The 20791-nt window shown below is 50.6% G+C and carries 17 protein-coding genes; 9 read left to right on the top strand and 8 right to left on the bottom strand.

Annotated features, from left to right (window positions below; translation table 11 throughout):
* The first annotated feature begins 69 nt into the window (after nucleotides 1-69).
* Nucleotides 70-1236 (top strand): cation:proton antiporter, encoded by a 1167-nt coding sequence (locus tag TERTU_RS09415; RefSeq protein WP_015819176.1) that lies wholly within the window; start codon nucleotides 70-72, stop codon nucleotides 1234-1236.
* Between the two features lie 89 nt (nucleotides 1237-1325).
* Here the strand turns inward: TERTU_RS09415 and sohB are convergent, their stop codons facing one another.
* Genes sohB through TERTU_RS09395 form a run of 4 tightly spaced genes read right to left on the bottom strand, consistent with a single transcriptional unit; the run spans nucleotide 1326 to nucleotide 5655 of the window.
* Nucleotides 1326-2387 (bottom strand): protease SohB, encoded by a 1062-nt coding sequence (gene sohB, locus TERTU_RS09410; protein ID WP_015819639.1) that lies wholly within the window; start codon nucleotides 2385-2387, stop codon nucleotides 1326-1328.
* Between the two features lie 29 nt (nucleotides 2388-2416).
* The gene (locus tag TERTU_RS09405; RefSeq protein WP_015819943.1) at nucleotides 2417-3073 is read right to left on the bottom strand and encodes a hypothetical protein; all 657 of its coding nucleotides are present in this window, start codon (nucleotides 3071-3073) and stop codon (nucleotides 2417-2419) included.
* 17 nt (nucleotides 3074-3090) lie between these two features.
* Complete coding sequence (gene nudC / locus TERTU_RS09400) at nucleotides 3091-3873, bottom strand: NAD(+) diphosphatase (RefSeq protein ID WP_228378298.1); 783 nt, start codon at nucleotides 3871-3873, stop codon at nucleotides 3091-3093.
* Nucleotides 3874-3930: 57 nt separating this feature from the next.
* Nucleotides 3931-5655: a FimL-related protein gene (locus tag TERTU_RS09395; protein ID WP_015819672.1), complete on the bottom strand. Its 1725-nt coding sequence runs from the start codon at nucleotides 5653-5655 to the stop codon at nucleotides 3931-3933.
* Nucleotides 5656-6101: 446 nt separating this feature from the next.
* On the opposite strand from TERTU_RS09395, the gene nhaB reads away from it, so the two are divergent.
* Nucleotides 6102-7610, top strand: a complete 1509-nt coding sequence (gene nhaB / locus TERTU_RS09390) for a sodium/proton antiporter NhaB (protein ID WP_015818304.1) — start codon at nucleotides 6102-6104, stop codon at nucleotides 7608-7610.
* An 85-nt stretch (nucleotides 7611-7695) separates the two neighbouring features.
* Here nhaB and dnaQ read toward each other — a convergent pair whose 3' ends face one another.
* The 3 genes from dnaQ to TERTU_RS09375 are packed head-to-tail and all read right to left on the bottom strand — an operon-like array spanning nucleotide 7696 to nucleotide 9730.
* Nucleotides 7696-8415, bottom strand: a complete 720-nt coding sequence (gene dnaQ, locus TERTU_RS09385; protein WP_015818793.1) for a DNA polymerase III subunit epsilon — start codon at nucleotides 8413-8415, stop codon at nucleotides 7696-7698.
* A complete protein-coding gene (rnhA, locus tag TERTU_RS09380) occupies nucleotides 8416-8859 on the bottom strand; it encodes a ribonuclease HI (protein WP_015818441.1) in 444 nt (147 codons plus the stop codon).
* A gap of 13 nt (nucleotides 8860-8872) precedes the next feature.
* Nucleotides 8873-9730 carry a methyltransferase domain-containing protein gene (locus tag TERTU_RS09375; protein WP_015816966.1) on the bottom strand — a complete coding sequence of 286 codons (858 nt, stop codon included), beginning with the start codon at nucleotides 9728-9730 and terminating at the stop codon, nucleotides 8873-8875.
* A gap of 83 nt (nucleotides 9731-9813) precedes the next feature.
* On the opposite strand from TERTU_RS09375, the gene gloB reads away from it, so the two are divergent.
* Both gloB and TERTU_RS09365 read left to right on the top strand, forming a co-directional pair.
* A complete protein-coding gene (gloB, locus tag TERTU_RS09370; RefSeq protein WP_015817406.1) occupies nucleotides 9814-10599 on the top strand; it encodes a hydroxyacylglutathione hydrolase in 786 nt (261 codons plus the stop codon).
* A 163-nt stretch (nucleotides 10600-10762) separates the two neighbouring features.
* A complete protein-coding gene (locus TERTU_RS09365; protein ID WP_015820213.1) occupies nucleotides 10763-12361 on the top strand; it encodes a lytic transglycosylase in 1599 nt (532 codons plus the stop codon).
* Nucleotides 12362-12412: 51 nt separating this feature from the next.
* Here TERTU_RS09365 and TERTU_RS09360 read toward each other — a convergent pair whose 3' ends face one another.
* Complete coding sequence (locus tag TERTU_RS09360) at nucleotides 12413-13840, bottom strand: HDOD domain-containing protein (protein WP_015820734.1); 1428 nt, start codon at nucleotides 13838-13840, stop codon at nucleotides 12413-12415.
* 72 nt (nucleotides 13841-13912) lie between these two features.
* Here TERTU_RS09360 and TERTU_RS09355 point away from each other — a divergent pair, with 72 nt between their 5' ends.
* From TERTU_RS09355 to TERTU_RS09335, 5 genes are all read left to right on the top strand, one after another.
* Nucleotides 13913-15559, top strand: coding sequence for a peptide ABC transporter substrate-binding protein (locus TERTU_RS09355; RefSeq protein WP_015819339.1), 1647 nt, complete (start codon nucleotides 13913-13915; stop codon nucleotides 15557-15559).
* Nucleotides 15560-15726: 167 nt separating this feature from the next.
* A complete protein-coding gene (locus tag TERTU_RS09350; RefSeq protein WP_228378296.1) occupies nucleotides 15727-17325 on the top strand; it encodes a peptide ABC transporter substrate-binding protein in 1599 nt (532 codons plus the stop codon).
* 4 nt (nucleotides 17326-17329) lie between these two features.
* Nucleotides 17330-18958 carry a peptide ABC transporter substrate-binding protein gene (locus TERTU_RS09345; RefSeq protein ID WP_015816976.1) on the top strand — a complete coding sequence of 543 codons (1629 nt, stop codon included), beginning with the start codon at nucleotides 17330-17332 and terminating at the stop codon, nucleotides 18956-18958.
* Between the two features lie 2 nt (nucleotides 18959-18960).
* Nucleotides 18961-19890: an ABC transporter permease gene (locus TERTU_RS09340; protein ID WP_015819867.1), complete on the top strand. Its 930-nt coding sequence runs from the start codon at nucleotides 18961-18963 to the stop codon at nucleotides 19888-19890.
* Between the two features lie 4 nt (nucleotides 19891-19894).
* Complete coding sequence (locus tag TERTU_RS09335) at nucleotides 19895-20791, top strand: ABC transporter permease (protein WP_015819197.1); 897 nt, start codon at nucleotides 19895-19897, stop codon at nucleotides 20789-20791.

The raw sequence follows: 20791 nt of genomic DNA, 5'->3' as shown, positions 1-20791 counted from the left end.
CCCCTCTTTTCATTCCTGGTGCTAAGCCACTACACTAGTAATTCGTTCAACAACGTTTGAGCTCGCGCGATGGAAGGCCAACTTTTCACCGTTTTCTTTCTAATTTTTACTGGTGCCGCAGTACTCGCATCTGTAGCGCTCTATACACGCCAGCCGTTGTTAGTGGCATACATCGCCATCGGCATCGCGCTTGGGCCATTCGGCTTTAGCATTATTGATGACGTTTCTGCAGTGACAGAAATGGCGGAAATCGGCATTGTTTTCTTGCTGTTTCTACTCGGCCTGGATATGCAACCCAAATCTTTGCTCGCGGTACTTCGCAGTGCCACCAGCATCGCGTTGGTAAGTAGTGCGCTATTTGCGATTTTGGGCTTTTGTCTTGGGCTGGCATTCGGATTCAATGTGACTGAGGCGGCCATCATCGCAATGGCCACCATGTTTTCAAGTACGATTATTGGTATCAAGCTTCTACCAACAACCGTTCTACATCACAAACACACGGGCGAGCTTATGGTTGCCCTCCTTCTGCTACAGGATTTTATTGCGATCTTTTGTCTGCTTGTGCTGATCAGTGGGGATGGGGGTAGCCTGCAACTGCAAAACCTCGCAATCGCTATAGTCGCGTTGCCATTACTAATTGGCTTGGCCTGGCTTGCCGTTAGATTTGTTCTATTGAAACTGGTCGCACGCTTTGATCGCTTTCACGAGTATATTTTTTTACTCGCAATTGGCTGGTGTCTGGGGCTGGCGGAGCTGGCCGAGCATGTGTACCTTTCGGCAGAAATCGGTGCGTTTATTGCCGGAATATCCCTCGCCACCAGTCCAATATCACAATATATCGCACTGAATCTAAAACCATTGCGAGACTTCTTTCTGGTGTTGTTCTTCTTCAGCCTCGGCGCCCGACTGAATATAGACTTGTTACCCAGTATTCTTGTACCCGCGCTTGTATACGCTGTAGCAGTTTTGACCTTAAAACCCGCGGTATTTTTTGGCCTGCTAAAACAGCAGGGAGAAAAACCCGCACTTGCCTGGGACATTGGATTTCGGCTGGGACAAATCAGCGAGTTTTCGCTGTTAATCGTATTTGTCGCTGCCGGGTCAGGGCTAATCGGCGACAAAGCGTCGCTGTTAATACAAGCTGCCGCAATCCTTAGCTTCGTTATCTCAAGCTATATCGTGATATTTAATTTCCCGAATCCTATTGCGGTATCGGATAAGCTTCGCCGCGATTGATCTGTTGAAAGAGGGATAAGGCTCGATTAAGTAGCAAAGCCCGGACATAAGAGTGTGGCGCTGCAGAGTTTCACAGCGCCCTCATGCGTTTAACTAAAAAATTTGGTATTTAACTGACCTAGCCAGCGATTAATGACGGTGTCCGCTGCGGCCGCGACACTGATACCCAATTTCTCGGCCAGTTTTTTCTTCTCGACGAATTCAATTTCAAATACGTCTGCCTCGCTGTATAAGTCAACAAGATACTGATCCGACGTTTGAATACAATCGACGAGCTTGGCTTCTAAAGCGCGCTGTCCGAACCACACTTCACCTGTTGCTACCGCATCGACATCCACGATAGCACGATTGGAACGGATAAAATCCTTAAATAACGTGTGCGTGTCCTCCAGGTCCTCAACAAATTTTTGTCGTCCCTTGTCTGTATTTTCACCGAACATCGTTAAGGTTCGCTTGTACTCCCCAGCAGTTAGCATTTCGTAGTCCACATCGTGCTTTTTCAGTAACCGGTGGAAATTCGGCAACTGTGCTACCACCCCAATCGACCCCAAAATGGCAAAGGGCGCAGAAACAATTTTATCAGCGACGCAGGCCATCATATAACCACCGCTTGCCGCAACCATGTCGACGCACACGGTGAGGGGAATATTTTTTTCGCGGATACGAGAAAGCTGGCTTGCAGCAAAACCGTAGCTATGAACCATACCGCCCTGGCTTTCCAGGCGGACAACGACTTCATCTTGAGGCGTTGCCAGAGACAAAATACTGGTAATAACTTCACGTAAATTTTCTGTTTCAGACGCGCGAATATCTCCATCGAAATTGGTCACAAACACGCGTTTTTTGTGCACAAGCTCAGCATCAGCTGTGTTTTTCTTCGCCTCGGCCTTGGCTTTTTTGCGTTCCGCTTTTTCAGATTTTTTGGCGGCCTTGTGTTCCTTCTTGAGAAGGTTTTCGTCCACCACAACAGACTTGATGCCTTCTAGAATATCTTCGTACTTTTCATTCAGCTTTTTGACTTCGATATGGCCTTTACCATCGTGCTGCTGACGCATGCCTGCGGCGGCGATGATCGCAACAACAGCGCCAAATGCGACAACCACTGTTAGCGCCTTGGCGAAAAAAAGGCCGTACTCGTAGAGAAATTCCACTATATAAGCTCCGGGGAAATAGAATGAGATTAGTTCCAGCGACTGACAGCCCGATTGGCCACGTCGTTTAACGGTTTAGCGACCAGGCCGCTGCTGGAGAGAGAGATTTCGTAAAGCGCACCGTCCGCCATTGGTAGATAAGTTGCGCTCCCATAAACGGCGTCCATCATCGGTAGGTGATTACCGGTTTGCTGTGCAAGATGCCATATGTCCATGCCGTACTCGCTGCTAGACAACTGATGCACCGTGCGAGGTCTGCGATGTTCATCTTCAAGCGAATAGTAGCGGCCACTAAGCCTGTCTAAACGATAGCCAGGCTTCGCCCCAAGCATGGTAAGAAAATCCGACCAGGTAATCAGTCGTGCGTCCACCTGCCATTGATCACCCCGCAAGTCAAATTGCTGCTCGCGACCGTCTCTGAGAAAAACGAGTGTCGCCATATAATGCTGATCTTCCAGCTTTTTGAAACTGACACTGCCCAGCACTCGATTATTCAGAACTTGCTTGTAGCTGAACAGATCGATAGCGGCGAGTACAAAAAGTACGCAAAGAGCCATCATCATCAGCGCTGCGGTACCGCGCAACCAACTAATAAGCCACCCTGCCCGGCCGGTAAGGCGTACCCCCATATAAAATGTGATGAAGGCAAAAAACACGGTTATGCCGGCGAAGGCGCTATAAAGCATAGGTCAATTGTTTCCAGCTATGGCGTCGCAAACTGTTTGCGGCGCACGAAGTCTCTTATTATTCGGCCTGAGATCGTACTATCTGGCGGAATTAAAGGCAATTGGTCGTAGCGGTACCAATGTGCTTCCAGAATTTCCTCTCCATCAACGCTAATGTCACCGCCGGCGAAGTTGGCGGTAAATCCCAGCATCAGCTGGCCGGGAAAAGGCCATGGCTGTGAATACAAGTAAGTTATGTCCTCTACAACGACACCGACCTCTTCTTGTACCTCGCGTGCAAAAGCCTGTTCTGCATTTTCACCCGCTTCAATAAAACCGGCTATTGTGCTGAACATTGCCTCCGGATGGCGCGCACCGCGCGCAAGCAAGCAGTGGTCGCCATTCTCGATCAGGCCAATAACGCACGGGGAGATTTTGGGATAGAAACTTAGTTCGCAACTAGGACACACGAGCGCCTCGTCCGTAGCGCTGGGCTCTGTAGGACTCCCGCACTTACCACAAAATCGGTGTTCTGTTTGCCAGCGACAGAGCTGTATACCGCGCCCGAGCCATTGAAAAGCACTCTCTTCAAGCGGTACCAGCAGAGACCGCAAGCTCGCTAGTTCGAACCCCGGCAATGCAGATGACAGGTCTGCATCCAGCTGCACAACAGTAAGGTCGCCACCGGGTGCCCCCAAATGCAAGCGATGCAACAGCTGTGCATCGACTGCCTGAGTAAGCGAGCTATCATGGAATACGGTAGGTTTATTCCCAGACTTTACCAAGACCTGATAATTTGCATCGATTACGATAGTGTGCACAGCCACTCCCACTTCGCCTGCGAGCCCTGAATCGGCAAGGACTCATTACAACTGCTATCAGGCCTCTCCTTCAATCGCAAGGCCCAATGCGTCGAGACTTTCTTCGGCCAGCTTGAGTACAGACTCGTCCATTTTTAAGCTGTTACTGGCGGAATCAAGATAATACTCGATGGAGACTATCGCATCGGCAAAAGTTTCGAGCATCTCTTTCAGCGCGACGGGAGGGTCTTGATCCATTAGTACGGTATCGACAAAGTCCACGCAGCGGGCAAGGAGCGCTGCAGCCTTTTCCTTTTTCAACATGATCATACCGCCGCGAACGGTGTTCAGCGTTTTGGCAATATTTCGGATATGACCGGTGTCGTAGTTGGAATCGGCAAACGAGCTAAGTGCGCGCTTGGTCAGCGAGAGCCCGGCCTCGCACTCCTCAATAACAATTTTACCTGCTTCGCTCAATTCACTGGAGGCAATGATTTCCTGCTGTGCAACGCGGTTTGCCTCTGCGAGCTTTTCATCCGAAAGTTTCGCGTGCTCTAATGCAGACACTGCGCTGTCGAGATACAGCAGTGTGTTAGCAACATCGGTAAGATCTGCTGAGCTCGGGCCGTCCTCTTGCAGCTTCCAAAGCTGGATACGCTTTATTTCGTCTTTTAATATGTTGCTTGGCGACACGAGACCAACAATGCTTAGGATCTCTGCGATTTTATGAAGGTTGCCAATGAACTCATCGAGGTCATCGATGCGCTGACTTTCGCTCTGTGCAGCGGCCTCAAGTACTTTCTTAGTCTGGGTAAGCTCGGTTTGCAGCACTTTCGCCAATGACATTACCGTATGCGCACTGGGGCCATTCAATGCATCTCGCTCGCTGCCAAGATCTTTGTCGTTGTAGGCAAAATCATTAATACCGTAAGCACTGAGCACACGCGACATCTCATCTGTTTTTTTGCCCGACAGTGCAATCAGATAAATCAGCTCTTTTACCAACGCACGCGGCGGAGTCGCTTCCAGTGCAGACTCCCCGGAAGACACCACTTGCCGTAAAACCCGATCAATACGTCCAAACAGCAGCTTGCGGGACTCGAGCAATGCCATGTTCTCGGTCATCATCGCGTCCAGCAACAAGTTGGAGTACCACCATAACTGGGTAAGAGGCCGCGGTGCACTCACCCGCTGAATGCGGATCATTGCACGGCGCATAAGCGCGAGAGAATTCTTCACCTGCTTTTCGCGCACAAGCCCCAGCAGCCCTATCTGGTACATATGCCTCAGTCGTCTGATGACGGTTGTGAAAGGCTCACCATTGGTGGCCAGGGGCTCAATCGCGGGTAAATCCGGCGTCGCAGACAAGTCCAACTGAAAGAAAAAGCATTCGGATACTGCAGGTTCGGATCGCAGTTTACGCAGTTCGTTTATCTGCGGGATCAGCAATACTGGCACCTTGCGTTCCACTTGCTGAATGTATTCCAGGTAGCGTGTCAGCACAAAAAACGTGTTAGAGATAACCTCAATGGTTTTTTCGAATGCAGGCCCGCTGTTACCAGGCGAGATGTCGGTGGCCGTGAGCAGAAGTTCCTCTGCGAGCGTGCATGCACCACGAAATTGTATCAGCCTGAGAATGCCGACTATCTGACGGATTCCGTTGATGCAATTTTGCAAACTGTCCGAGTCTTCACCGTCGTTTACGAATATCTCAAGATTTCGCGCAGAGTCCTCAATGGTGGCGACGAGTTCGTCGCGTACCATGTTGAGCGACTGAAAGTTTACAGCATCCAATGAATTCACGTGTTCGGTGTCCTGAGCCTGGCCTTGAAAGGTTTAAAGATCGGCGTTTTTAGCAAAAACAGTCCAACAAGTATAATACGGATTGACAAAAAATCTTTACTTTTCTTGTAGTTACCACTGATCCTTAAGTAAAAGTCTTGAATCCTTCACAGAAAAAATCAATTTTACATGCCATTTAGCGTAGAACGCGGCACTGTGACTGCAGCCAGATGGTTACAAATCGCTCAACAAGTATCGCTAAGTCTCTGAAAAAGCTTGATTTTTAGTCCCAACTGGGTCATTTTTAGTTCCCGCATAATGACACTCATTCGTAACAGCGTTGCTATAGGGTGCAGGGCTTCCTGTTACTGCAGCGCAGAATATTCATTAGGATTCTTGAGCTATCCTTCATTGAATAAGTGGAGGCGCTTTAAGCGCCAACAAAACTAACGAGTAAGGAAAACACCATGAGTTCCAACCTTCCTGCCGCCTTTGCTAACAACTTTTTGGGGCAGTCAAGTACGTGGTACAAAACAACGATTCTAGCCTTTTTGGTCATCAATCCTGTGGTCTACGCAATAGACCCATTTATTGCAGGCTGGGTACTGATTCTCGAGTTCATTTTCACTCTCGCGATGGCACTCAAATGCTATCCGTTGCAGCCTGGCGGCCTGCTCGCGATTGAAGCTGTTATCCTGGGTATGACCTCCCCAGAGAGCGTTTTTCACGAAACCGAAGCCAACTTCGAAGTTATCCTGCTGCTGATCTTCATGGTTGCCGGCATCTACTTTATGAAGGATTTACTGCTCTATGTATTTACTAAAATACTGCTCGGTATTCGTTCAAAAATCGTACTTTCCTTACTCTTTTCTCTAGTCGCCGCGGTACTTTCAGCGTTTTTGGATGCCCTTACAGTCACTGCCGTGCTTATAGCCGTTGCCGTAGGGTTTTACGCGGTCTATCACCAATTCGCATCTGGTGGAGGTTTGAGCAGCAATCAATACGACCACACCGATGACTCCAAAGTCGACTCGTCAAATCGTGAAGACCTGGAGGGGTTTCGCAGTTTTTTGCGTAGCTTGATCATGCACGGCGCGGTGGGGACTGCTTTAGGCGGAGTTTGCACCCTGGTTGGTGAGCCACAAAACCTGCTTATTGCTCAGCAGGCAGACTGGAACTTTGTCGAGTTTTTCTTGCAAGTCGCACCTGTATCCATGCCGACCTTAATCGGCGGGCTGGTTACCTGTATCGCTGTCGAAAAACTCGGCATTTTCGGTTACGGCGCCCAGCTGCCGGATAAAGTGCGCACAATTCTGATGGATTTCGACAAGCAGGAAACCAGCAAACGGACCAATCGAGACATTGCTGCATTGGTTGTTCAGGCGCTCGCCGGTGTTGTGCTAATGGTTTCGCTGGCGTTACATCTGGCCGAAGTCGGCCTTATCGGCCTGCTGGTAATTATTTTACTGACCAGTTTCAACGGTATCACCGAAGAACACCGCATTGGTCACGCGTTCGAAGAGGCTCTTCCTTTTACTGCACTACTGGTAGTTTTCTTTGCGGTCGTTGCCGTTATTCACGATCAGCATCTTTTTGAGCCAATCACTCATATGCTGCTGCACATGGATGAGAGCGTGCAGGGGCCAATGTTCTTTATTGCCAATGGCCTTTTGTCAATGATCAGCGATAACGTATTCGTCGCAACGGTATACATTACCGAGGTGAAAAACGCGCTTGTTGCCGGGGATATCAGCCGCGAGCATTTTGATTTGCTCGCGGTGGCAATTAACACCGGCACCAACCTGCCCAGCGTGGCTACGCCTAATGGCCAGGCCGCATTCTTGTTCCTGCTGACTTCCGCCCTCGCACCACTTATCCGGCTGTCTTACGGGCGGATGGTGTTGATGGCACTCCCCTACACTATTGTACTGAGCGTGATCGGCTATATTGCGGTATACCAGCTAGCCGCGGGCTAATCACCCAACAACGCATTAATAATTTCTACTCGGGTGCGCAGGGAGCAACCGCTTCCTGCACACCCAAAAACCGTTCTAAGCCTGCTTACTGCTCCTGCTGGAGCCACAAGCAGTTGCCACCCGAAGCCTTATCCAGAGTCGCCAACTTCGCTTTATGCGCTTCAATCTCCTCATCGTTTGCACGCAAGACCTTTAGCCGTGGACGATCCGCCGATAGCCGGATAATCTGCTCCTCCCCGTCGCCACCAGAGCCATCGCCCTGCTGCCCACCAAGCGCCAGTGCCGTTTGACCGCCCGTCATTGCGAGGTACACATCGGCTAAAATTTCAGCGTCCAACAAAGCGCCATGTAAATCACGCTGTGAATTGTCGACCATGTAGCGTTTGCACAAAGCGTCTAGGTTATTCTTCTGTCCTGGGTGCTTCCTGCGTGCGTAAACCAGCGTGTCTAGCACACCGCAGCGTTCACGGATTGGCGCCAAACCGCGATTCAGGAGGCGTAACTCGTGATCCAGAAAGCCGACGTCAAACGGTGCGTTGTGAATCACCAGTTCCGCATCGCCAATAAAGGTCAGAAAATCATCCGCAATTTGCGCAAATACTGGCTTGTCCGCCAGAAATTCATTGGTAATTCCGTGAACTTCAATAGCCCCTTCGTCAATTTCCCGGTCGGGCCGAATGTACTGGTGAAAGTGTTTGCCTGTGAGCTTGCGGTTGAACAGCTCAACACAACCGATTTCAATAATACGGTGCCCCTGCTCCGGCTCCAGGCCCGTAGTTTCTGTATCTAATACGATCTGTCTCACTTAACGCCTCACGTTCAATTCATCGATACCCAGGTTGGCAAGCTCGTCCGCTATCTCGTTTTCGCGATGACCACTGTGACCTTTGACCCATTCCCAAGTGATCTGGTGCTGGTCGCATGCCGTGTCCAGCGCCTGCCAGAGGTCCACGTTCATCACCGGTTTTTTTGCTGCAGTGCGCCACCCACGTTTTTTCCAGTTAGCTATCCACTCGGTGATGCCTTTGCGTACGTATTGTGAGTCGGTCACCAAGCGTACTTCACAGGGCTCCTTGAGCGCGCTCAAGCCTTCAATGGCTGCGCGCAACTCCATTCGATTGTTGGTGGTGTCACGCTCCCCGCCATGAAGTGTTTTTTCTTTGTCACCGTAGCGAAGCAATACTCCCCAACCGCCAGGCCCAGGGTTGCCTCGACAGGCCCCATCAGTAAATATCTCTATTTTTTTCAATGTATTAGCTTGTTTATTTAATTCTGTTTCTGAATGGTAATATCGCCGCAGACTGACTGCTTCTGGCGGTCATTGACCGCTTGGGTATAGGCGCGACACCGAGAAAACGACTGTTGTCCCAGGCCGGTTTGATGGGCTGAAGGCCAGCCTTATCTTTGCGCGCAACAATATAATACATCGAGCCAAGCGGGATCGAGCGACTAAAAATACGATCCACAAATCGGCTGCTGTTCAAATAGCGAGAATGATTGATCGGAAGGTTGCGCCCCAAATAGCGCAAACTCAAACACGAAAAATCAAGAAACTCCAACCAGTCCCGAATTCTGCCAGCGCGTAACGCCCGCCGCTGCCAGATGGGACGCTTGCTGTAAAACTGCGCGCCCATCTGCATCAAGCCAGCAAGCGAAAATGGGTTGAAAGCAAAAATAATCACGTGCCCGCGCGGCACGGTAACTCGCGCTGCCTCTTTCAGTACCTGATGCGGGTTCGGCGAGAATTCGAGTACATGGTGCAAAATAGTTACATCGATGCTCTCATCCGCGAGCGGTAATGCGTCCAGCTCAGACAACCCCTGAACATCTCGCAAACTGGCGTCATCGCAGGGTGGAGGGGGCACATGCACGGGCGAAAGGGAAAAACGATGATTGATACGACTATGTTCTGACAGCCGCTCGTAAGGCACAATACTCAACTCCATGAGATGATAACCAAAGAGGCAACTGAGCTCGTCGCGCAATATATGCTGCTGTTCTTGCAATGCAGCTTGACCTAATGGGCTTTCATACCACGCAGCTAATGCTGCCAAACTCTGGCGAAGCGGCGGCACTTTATGCCGGGATCCAACAATTTGTTTAGCACGACTCAGTAACATACAGCCTCTGACATTACATGGTGATCATGAAGCAGCAAGAGTCTACCCCTTCACTTACCATTTTCGTAGCAGTTGAGGATTAAATGCGCGTAAATACCTTCCCCGTGGCAACGCTCCACGACAATTACGTCTGGATAATAGAACATCGAAATAACGCTCTGGTGATAGACCCCGGTGAGGCAGCACCAGTGATTGCTGTACTCAAAGAGCGAGGGTTGAGCGCAACAGCGATACTCCTGACCCACCGCCACTGGGACCACGTCGACGGCATTCCCGAACTGCAGGAACATTTCCCCTGTCCCATTTATGGCCCTGAATCAAGCGCGATGCCGCAGGTTACCCAAACGCTCACCGAGGGTGACCATCTCGAATTTTGGGACGGTATGGCGAAATTTCAAATTTGGCACACTCCCGGCCACACAGAGGAACACATTGCCTACCTGCTCGCGGACGAACACAACAACAGTACCGCAATTTTTTGTGGCGATACCTTATTCAGCGCTGGCTGCGGGAGGTTGCTAGGGGGTACAGCAGAGCAACTTTGCAACAGTCTGGAGAGATACAAACGTCTGGCCGCAGACACTATTTTGTACTGTACTCACGAGTACACACAGGCCAATTTGCGGTTTGCTCAGGCTGTCGAGCCCAGCAATACGCTTATCCGAGAGTATGCCGGCGTAGTGCAAGAGCAACGCCTCAATGGGGCGACAACGCTGCCCACAACTGTTGGTAAAGAACTGGAGATCAACCCGTTTCTGCGATGCGACCAACCTGAAGTAATCACGCAAATAGAAGCTCACACAGGAAAGACAGTGACCAGCGGGTTACAAACTTTTACCGCATTGCGCCAATGGAAGGATATTTTTTGATCGATCCTATTGGTCTTTTAGAACACAAAGCATTAGACTCGGCGCCCGCTAAGCACAGTTTGAACTGTGTGGACGTTTGCGAGTCTCACAATCAGTTTCAGAAGTCCACGGAATAGACCTTTTTTAGATGGCAGCTAGATACCTTCCCCATACAGGCCGCTTTGTGGTGGCCATTTTCGTTTTCAGCCTACTTTGCGCATGCTCCGGCATTTCGGTAAAACCCACGCAAACCGCAGGTGTTGGACAAGATGTCGCAGAGGAGCCCGAGTTCGAGTTTTTTGCGGCGGAGCCAGACGACGACTTAACGGAGCAAGAGTACTCTGCGCTGCCAGAACCGACGCCTGGCGACCTGTGGGATCGGATCCGCGCGGGCTTTCAGCTACAGATTGAATATAACGACAGGATCGACGCCCAGCTTCGCTGGTACGCGCGCCATCCCGAATATATGGAACGCGTAGCCCAGCGCGGCGAACGTTACATGTATCACATTGTGAACCAAGTTGAAGCCAAAGGCTTGCCGACTGAGCTTGCACTGCTCCCCATAGTTGAAAGCGCATTCGACCCATTTGCATACTCGCACGGGCGAGCCTCGGGGATATGGCAATTTGTTCCAGGCACCGGAAAAATGCTGGGGCTGAAGCAAAACTGGTGGTACGACGGGCGTCGCGATGTAGTCGCATCTACCGACGCAGCTCTCGTGTATCTAGAGAATCTTAACAAGCGATTTGATGGTGACTGGCTGCAGGCCCTGGCGTCATACAACAGTGGCTCAGGCAACGTTTCGCGCGCGATCCGTAAGAACCGCAAGCGCGGTAAACCCACCGATTTTTGGAACCTCGACTTGCCGCGCGAAACCGAAGCCTATGTGCCTAAGCTTCTCGCCTTGGCAATCCTGATAAAAAATCCGGAGCTGTACGGCTTAAATCTCCACTCGATACCCGACCAACCTTACTTCGTTGCCGTTAATACAGACTCTCAGATCGACCTCGCCCAAGCGGCCGATCTGGCTGGGCTGCAGATGGATGATCTGTACAACCTTAACCCGGCGTTCAACCGATGGGCCACCGATCCAGATGGCCCCCACCACCTATTGGTACCCTTCAGCAGTGCAGAAGCGTTTCAAGCGGGTCTGGCCCAGATTCCCGCGGACCATCGAGTCACATGGCAGCGCTACACGATCCGCAATGGAGATACTTTGTCCACCATTGCGACCAAATACAATGTCAGCGTACGGACATTGCGCGCTATCAATGACCTGTCCAACAACAATATACGTGCGGGTAAAACGCTAATGGTGCCGGTCGCTTCCGCAGACGCGCGACACTACAGCCAAAGCCTGACCCAACGCCTGCACAACCGCCGCAGTGCCAGTGCCAAAACCGCGGACGGCACTCGCGTTGATCATCAGGTAACGTCTGGCGATAGTCTTTGGGAGATTGCCAAAACGTACAATGTTACACCGCGTCAAATTGCGCGCTGGAACAACATGGCGCCGACCGATCCCATCTATCCAGGCCAGAAGTTAGCCATTTGGACAACGTTAGATGAGGTTCAAGAGATCGCGTCCAACCTCCAGGCTAGTAAGAGCGTAATACGAAAAGTGTCTTATCGGGTTAGAAAAGGCGACTCGCTCAGCCGCATCGCGAGCAAATTCAGCCTTAATGTGAATGATATCTTGCGCTGGAACCAACTGAACCCTGGAAAATATTTGCAACCAGGACAATCGCTAACATTGTTTGTGGATGTAACCAAAGCGCGCTAGTCCTCCCAGTTAAGACCCAGCTGGGCTTGCAGTGCCAGCCAGATCTGACAGCTACCGACCCGCTCCGCCCTGTCGAAACAGGCCTAGACACACCTGAGTTTGGGTCGCGAAGTGCTTGAAACTTTCAAACTGATCTTCAGATAGTTCTCCGCCGAAATTCCAGCGATCCGCATAGAAAACACCTATTTTACGCGTATCTAGCTGGATCACCGCAATAAACGATGGAAACTTGCCAATCACACGACTCATTTCTATATCGTAGAGTTGGCTGTTTGCAGCGATCTCAGACTTGGTACACCAATGACAACCCCCTGTACTCACTGCGCGGGCGAACAAATTATCGCACAGCGGCCCAATATCCATTAAAAAGTTGTTACGCCACTGATCTGTGCCTTTGCCCAGTACATACCGGCCTTTGAGTTTGTGCTGATCAATGAAAGCGAAAACGACACGTTCCAGGCCGATGCCGCGATGCATCCCTTCCAATACCATCTGAAACAAGGTATTTACGTCAATTCGCTCCGATGCCGCCGCTGAGAGCTCCCGCAAGATATTGAGCTGCACCGCTGGATCGCCACGCAAAACATCGCTCTTAACCGTCACCCGGGGCTTGGGCTTGCCCGTTGAAGAAGGAATAAGAGAGCAAGCTTCCGCAACGCCATAGTTGAGCGCCACTTCCGCTGCGTAGTCCGCCGCCTGCTTCACCATCATCAGCGCTTGCGTCGCGTCTTTCGAAGTGAACGACATAACCTCGCGCAATACTTTTTTCATTTGCGGGCTGCGCCAACCGAAGTCTGCAGCGCGGCTAATACGCTCACCGATGATCACCGCTTGCACCCGGGTCGACATCTCCCCAGTTGGGTAGAGCGCGGCTTCCAGGGTATTTCCTAGTTTCCAGTGCACAGCTAGCTCGCGTGTAATGGCTTTAAAGGATGTGCCCAGAACTTCTTCCATCGCATCGCGCCGCTCCCGCTGGTTACTACTGAGTAAACCCGGGTGATCCAATGGCACATCCTCACACGCCCAGAACGCCATCTCTCCCAGGTTAAACAGTAAACCGGCGATGAATGCTTCCTCGGCGCCCCGGTCCTCTACCGCTCTGGCAAGTGCGCGCGCTTGAGTCGCCGCATGAAACGCGCGGGCGATCAATTCCAGCACTCGTGCACGCGGTCTTTCGCCAATCAACGACTCAAGCACGAGCAGCGAAATACAGATCGCGCGAACCCCTTTCAGGCCGATGAGTACTATGGCACGGCTTACCGTATTAATCGGGGTGTTCGAATAGTTATACAAAACGCTATTGGCGATTCGCAAAACCTGAGATGTTAGATTTGGGTCTCGCAAGATCACTTCGGCAAGCTGGTTGACATCAGCGTCGTCATCCCCGGTAATCGTGTTAAGCTCAACAATGACGTCGCTTGGGACAGGCATCTCTTGCTTGCGTAATTTATTGGTCCAAGCCCTTAACCCTTTTGTCATCGTGTACCTGCTCGCATATGACTTTCATTCGTTATGAGTCTAGTCGCTTAGAAACTTTGAGTTGAACACAACGTGGATTTAAAAGCCAAATGGTGGATATTTTACCTGCTGGGGCTGGCCTCCGCGGTGTTAGTCAGTTGTGGAAAAGGCCACCAAACGCCGGTGCAATGGGGGATAGAGCACCAGGTATTGCTTATCGCCAATGGCGATGAACCACAAACCCTGGACCCGAAGTTCGCGATTGGCAGCAATGATCTCAATATCGTCCGCGCCTTATTTGAAAGCCTGGTGGAGCTGGATGGCACCACCCTGGAGCCTATTCCCGGATGCGCGGAACGTTGGGAGGTTTCCGAAGATGGACTCCAATACCGGTTTGTTTTACGCGACAACCTGGCCTGGTCAGACGGTACCCCCATCAAAGCAGAGGATTTTATTTACGCTTGGCACAGGGCGCTGAACCCAAGCTCGCCGTCACCTAATGTGGCATTGTTCTACCCTATTGTCGGCGCAGAAAAATACGCAAGTTACAGTAGTGGAGACGAAGGCGCATCCCAACTCGGCGTTACCAGTGAAGGCCGCGAAATAACTATCACACTTCGCCAACGCACGCCCTATTTCCTGGAAACCTTAGCTCACCCGGTTTTTGCGCCCGTGCCCCGCCATCTCGTAGATCTGTGTGAAAACGCCGCTGCCCAACAGTGCCAGCCATGGACGCGCCCCGGAACGATGGTGGGCAACGGCCCTTTCAAACTAAACGCATGGGAACTCAACCAACGCGTTGCTCTGGAAAAAAACGCCCACTATTGGGATAGAGACCACGTTCTGCTCGAAGGGATCGAATTTATTCCAATAGAAAATCAGCTTGCAGAGGAGCGCGCCTTTCGTACGGGGCAAGTCCACCTGACGTACACATCTCAAATGGCGATTGAAAAAATCGCGGAATACCGAAAGAAACGACCCGATGTGTTGTACCAGAGCCAGAACTACGCGTCTTACTACTACATATTCAATACACGAACCCCTCCGTTTGACCAAGTCAACGTGAGACGCGCTCTTGCACTGGCCATTGATCGCGAGCTCTTGGTCAGCAAGGTCACGAAGGGCGGAGAGATTCCGGCGCGGGATTTACTTCCTCCTGACAAAACCTATTTTCCTGTTCCCAGTGACACCCTATTCGACCCTCAACAAGCGCGTAAACTGCTTGCGGAAGCAGGTTATCCTGACGGAGCAGACTTCCCTCAAATCGAACTTCTGTATAACAATGGTGAGCTGCACCGAAAAGTGGCGATCGCGATTCAGCAAATGTGGAAGATGCAACTGAATATTAGGACCAAACTGGTTAACCAGGAATGGAAAACGTTTATTGACGCACAGAACAACAAAATGTTTAGTATTTCGCGTGCGGGCTGGATTGCCGACTATCAGCACCCTACTAGCTTTCTGGCGACACTGACTACCGAAAGCGCTTACAACGACTCGTATTGGGGCATCAAAGAATATGACGCACTAATTGAGAGCGGAATCGTCGCTGTATCTAGCGCTGATGCACAAGAAATTTTCCGTCAGGCAGCAAAAATTTTGCGTAAAGAGATGCCGGTCATTCCGCTTTTTCATTCAACGGACAACAACTTGGTGCACGAGAGCGTACAAAATTGGACACCAAACCCAATGCATCGCCATCCATACAAATATGTTTATTTGCAGGACAAACACCACTAAAAAATGCCATATAAAGATGCACATCAAAGTGGCACAGGTGATGTATGCGTAAATGTGGTTTACAATGCACCGTTTGATCATATTCAATAGATACTAATAACAACCTCCTTTTATAGCGTTACCCTATGCCTGCTTTCCGCAAACCAACTCGATTTGTGGTGCCATTGATGGCACTACTGCTCGGCCTCATCGGTTGTAGTAAAAACTCAGAAACGCAGGATGCAAACCCCACACAAACTCTTCGTGTCGCTATAGGCGCCTCGCCGCAATCGCTCGATCCTCACCTGATCACAGGTGTGCCAGCCATGAAAATTACAGCTGCGCTTTTCGAGCCTCTGCTGGTATTAAACACTGTTACCGAGCAGCCAGAGCCTGGTGTCGCGACCAAATGGGCGGTCTCTGACAACGGCCTGCACTATCGATTCGAGCTGCGAAAAAACGCCAAGTGGTCTGATGGTACGCCTGTAACCGCCAAAGATTTTGTGTTCACATGGCGACGCATCCTGGCGCCGGGAATCGCTGCGCCCTATGCGCAAGAGTACTACGCGATTAGCGGCGCAGAGGCCTACCATAAAGGCAAGGTCCGTGACTTCAGCACGGTTGGTGTGAAAGCGACAGCCCCGGACGTGGTTGAGTTTACCCTGAAAGAGCCAGACCCACTTTTTCTCAAGCGTATGGCGCAGGACAGCACAGTACCTGTCCAAGAAGCCGCGGTAACCTATTACACCGCATTTGACGACCCGGTGAGTGAATGGACCCAGCCCCCACACCTGGTAAGCAACGGCCCTTTTATTCTCACCCAGTGGGAGCTCAACAAATCCATAGTGGCAGTAAAAAACCCACACTACTGGGATGCTGAAAACGTTAAGCTCGACAAAATCATTTTTATCCCCGCCGATAGTCAAGCGACAACTGAGCGAATGTTCCGCTCCAACCAACTGGACTTCGATTACGGTGGCACAATTCCTGCTGAAAAGATTGCGACGTATAAACAAGATGCGCCAGAGAAGCTGGTAATCCAACCCGGCTACGCAACTTACTATTATTCGATCAATACCCGAAAGCCACCGTTTGACAATCTGAACGTGCGCCGTGCGCTGGCTTTTGCTGTCGACCGAGACATGATCGTTCAACGTATTACTAAAGCAGGCCAAAAGCCCGCGTATACTGTGTCGCCAATAGATGATAGCTATCACCCTAGCAGTGCATTGTCGTTCAACCCGGATAAAGCACGGGAGTATCTTGCTAAAGCGGGATATCCGAACGGCGAAAACTTCCCTCCAATTACAATTTCGTATAACACTAACGAAAATCATCGCAAGGTGGCTATCGCGATCCAGCAGATGTGGAAAGACACATTGAATATTGATGTTGAATTGGTAAACCAGGAGTGGAAAGTCTTTTTGGCAACGCGATACTCGCATGATTATGAAGTATGCCGCGATGCCGCTGCCAGCACTTACCCGGATCCAGCAGATATGTTGACAGTATTTGCCACCGGCCACGATATGAATACGCCAAACTGGAGCAACAGCGATTACGATGCGTTAATTGCCCAGGCGCGAGTAGAAACGAATAATGAAACGCGGCTTGCGCTCCTGGCACAAGCTGAAGAACTACTGCTCGAGCAAATGCCGGTCATACCGATCTATTACTACGCCTACAGTTACTTGATTTCGCCCGAAGTCCACGGTATGACATTCAGCCGTGTTGAGCGCCCAGATTTCAAATCCATTTACATCGAACCTTCTAAACAAAGGCAATAACTCTATGTTCAAACAACTCGCCCTGCTCCTCGCAGCAGGTGTACTCGCGTTATCCGGATGTAGCGAAAAATCGCTTACCAACGTGGAATACGGCAATCAGAATCAAATTCTTTACATCGCTAACGGCGATGAGCCGCAAGCTCTGGACCCCCACATCACCACAGGTGCGCCAGATTTCCACGTTATTAGTTCGATGTTTGAAGGGCTAACCGCACTCAACCCCCAAACACTGGAACTCGAGCCAGGCGCAGCCGCGAGCTGGGAACTTTCCGACGACTTAATGACTTACACCTTCCACATGCAGCCTGAAGGCCGTTGGTCCAACGGCGACCCGGTTACGGCTCAGGATTTTGTCTATTCCTGGCAGCGAGCCATGTCACCTGAACTCGCCAACCAATACGCATATATGATGTATTTCATCGAAGGCGCTGAAGCTTTTGGTCAAGGTGAGACAACCGACTTTTCTACCGTTGGTGTAAAAGCACTGGATGACAAAACCCTGCAGGTAAAACTCACTGCACCAACACCCTACTTCCTGCAAATTCTAGATCACCACACCTATTACCCGGTACACCCGGCGACTATCGAAAAGTTTGGCGGCATGACTGCACGGGTGTCTAAATGGACATTGCCGGGGAACCTGGTAAGCAACAACGCGTTCAAGCTGAAGCATTGGGAGCTGAACAAAGATATCGAAGTTGTACCAAATGAATACTATTGGGACGCGGACGTTGTCAAGTTAAAGGGCATTCATTTCAACCCAATTAGTCAGCAGCAGGTGGAAGAACGCGCATTTCGAAGCGGGCAGGTACATTTAACATTTACCCCGCAAATGGCAATCGAAAAAATTGCAACCTATGACCAGAACGAGCCCGAGCTGATCCACAAAGATCCGGGTTATTCCAACTATTTTTATATTTTTAATACCACCCGCAAGCCGTTCGATGACGTTCGCGTACGCAAAGCCCTGTCCTACGCTATTGATCGCGAGTCGCTGGTTAAGCGAGTAACCAAAGGCGGCGAAGTTCCGGCCTATCATTTTGTTCCGCCCGACCCCGAAGGCCACCAACCCAAAAGCTATTTCACTTACGATATCGAAAAAGCAAAAGCACTTTTAGCCGAAGCCGGCTTCCCCAATGGTGAAGGTTTCCCTGCCTTTGATATTTTGTATAACACCCACGATAACCACCGCAAAATTGCGCTGGCGATTCAACAAATGTGGCGCACCAACCTGAACATCCAGGCTAACCTGACCAACCAGGAATGGAAGGTCTACCTGAATACGCAGCAAAACAAAGACTATGATGTATCGCGTAAAGCATGGATCGCAGATTATTTAGATCCCAGCAATTTTTACGACTTACTGCTTTCTTACGGTGGCAACAACGACACTGGCTGGAAAAGTGCGGAGTACGACGCCCTGGTTGAAGAAGCTCAGCACGAGCTGGATTCCACTAAGCGTTGGGCACTGTACGAGCAAGCAAACAAAATTTTGTCTGACGAAATGCCTATCGCACCGCTCTACTTTATGTCAGACATCAACCTGATGCGCCCGAACGTAAAAAACTGGTACGGTAATGTCTTACAACGTCATCCGTACAAAACGGTTTACCTGGAAAATGAGGCCAAGTAACCGTGCTGAAATACATTCTATTGCGGTTACTCACCGCCATCCCTGTGTTGTTTTTTGTGGTTCTTATGACCTTTGTCCTGGTGCGGCTCGCACCAGGCGGGCCGTTTGATGCTGAGCGGGCGGTACCCGCCCAGGTTCTCGAAAACCTGAATAAGCGCTACCATCTCGACGACCCTATGCCGGTGCAATTCGGTAATTATGTTTGGAATCTACTTCAAGGCGATTTCGGCCCTTCTTATAAATACCCCAGCCGCACCGTGACCGAACTGATCGCTACGGGCTTGCCTACGACAATCGAGCTTGGCTTCTATGCGCTGTGTTTCGCAGCTTTTCTCGGTATTATTTCCGGTGTCTTTGCCGCCCTTAAGCCAAACAGCTGGCAAGACTACAGCTTTATGTCGGTGGCGATGATAGGTATTTGCCTGCCATCGTTTGTGTTGGGGCCGCTGATGATTTTGCTCTTCGGCATTCAATTCGAATGGCTTCCCGTCTCCGGCTGGGACGTATCGCCCGGCGATAAAATTCTTCCCTCCATCACTTTGGGAGCGGCCTATGCTGCCTATGTTGCACGCTTAACCCGCGGCGGCATGCTCGAAATTATGTCGCAGGACTATATTCGAACCGCGCGCGCCAAAGGCGTGTCTCGCTTTAACGTGGTGGTTCACCATGCACTGCGCGGCGCACTGATGCCTGTTGTGGCGTTTGCCGGCCCCGCTGCGGCAGGGTTATTGTCTGGCTCGTTCGTGGTTGAAACCATATTCCAAATCCCCGGTCTTGGCCGCTTCTACCTACAAGCTGCATTTAACCGTGATTACACCATGATATTGGGAACAACCATTTTCTTTGCGTCCCTGATTATCTTTTTCAATTTCGTCGCAGATATTCTCCAAGCCTGGATGAATCCTAAGCTCCGTCAATCTCTAGGCAAATAACATCATGATATTTAAATCTTCTTCTGAAACGAACGACCTTGAATCGTACGAAGCTGGCCGCTCTCTTTCGCAGGATGCATTCGTACGCTTAAAGCGAAATAAGTTAGCTATGGCCGGAATGATCTTTTTGATTATTATTATTTCGCTCGCCATACTCACGCCATGGATAGCACCTTACTCCTACGAGGCGCAAAATCTAGATCTGGGAGCAACACCACCTTCCGCTGAACACTGGATGGGGACCGATATTTTCGGTCGGGACCAGCTAACCCGCATTTTATACGGCAGCCGAATCTCGCTGATGGTCGGCTTTATTGCCACTGCTGTTGCACTGCTGATTGGCGTACTCTGGGGCACTATCGCCGGTTATTCCGGCGGAAAGGTCGACTCCTGGATGATGCGAATCGTCGATGTACTCTACGCCCTACCCTTCACTATTTTTATTATCCTGTTAACTGTCATCTTTGGCCGCAGTATTTTCCTGCTATTTCTGGCAATAGGCGCGGTGGAGTGGCTGACAATGGCGCGTATCGTTCGCGGCCAGGTCATGGCGTTAAAGCATCAGGAATTTGTGGAAGCTGCCGTTTCGATGGGTTTAAGCCGCTGGCAAATTATGACCCGTCACTTAATACCGAACATTCTCGGTCCCGTCATCGTGTACACCACATTAACCATTCCTGGCGTCATTCTGTTGGAGTCGTTTCTCAGCTTCCTCGGCCTGGGAATTCAGCCACCTCAGAGCTCTTGGGGTTCACTGATTTCTTACGGAGTTGAAACCATTGAAGAGTACCCCTGGCTGCTGATTTATCCGAGCTTGTTTCTCTCAATCACCCTATTTGCATTGAATTTTCTGGGCGATGGCCTGCGCGATGCTTTCGACCCACGTACATCAAAAGATTAA

The organism is Teredinibacter turnerae T7901 (genome assembly GCF_000023025.1).
GTDB classification, from domain to species: domain Bacteria; phylum Pseudomonadota; class Gammaproteobacteria; order Pseudomonadales; family Cellvibrionaceae; genus Teredinibacter; species Teredinibacter turnerae_B.
This window is presented reverse-complemented; position numbering and strand designations above follow the sequence as displayed.

Coding starts and splice junctions, on each gene's coding strand:
- TERTU_RS09345 (WP_015816976.1), top strand. CDS start 17,330: ATGTTCAAACAACTCGCCCTGCTCCTCGCAGCAGGTGTACTCGCGTTA.
- gloB (WP_015817406.1), top strand. CDS start 9,814: ATGCGCGTAAATACCTTCCCCGTGGCAACGCTCCACGACAATTACGTC.
- TERTU_RS09360 (WP_015820734.1), bottom strand. CDS start 13,840: ATGACAAAAGGGTTAAGGGCTTGGACCAATAAATTACGCAAGCAAGAG.
- TERTU_RS09350 (WP_228378296.1), top strand. CDS start 15,727: ATGGCACTACTGCTCGGCCTCATCGGTTGTAGTAAAAACTCAGAAACG.
- TERTU_RS09415 (WP_015819176.1), top strand. CDS start 70: ATGGAAGGCCAACTTTTCACCGTTTTCTTTCTAATTTTTACTGGTGCC.
- nhaB (WP_015818304.1), top strand. CDS start 6,102: ATGAGTTCCAACCTTCCTGCCGCCTTTGCTAACAACTTTTTGGGGCAG.
- TERTU_RS09375 (WP_015816966.1), bottom strand. CDS start 9,730: ATGTTACTGAGTCGTGCTAAACAAATTGTTGGATCCCGGCATAAAGTG.
- TERTU_RS09405 (WP_015819943.1), bottom strand. CDS start 3,073: ATGCTTTATAGCGCCTTCGCCGGCATAACCGTGTTTTTTGCCTTCATC.
- TERTU_RS09335 (WP_015819197.1), top strand. CDS start 19,895: ATGATATTTAAATCTTCTTCTGAAACGAACGACCTTGAATCGTACGAA.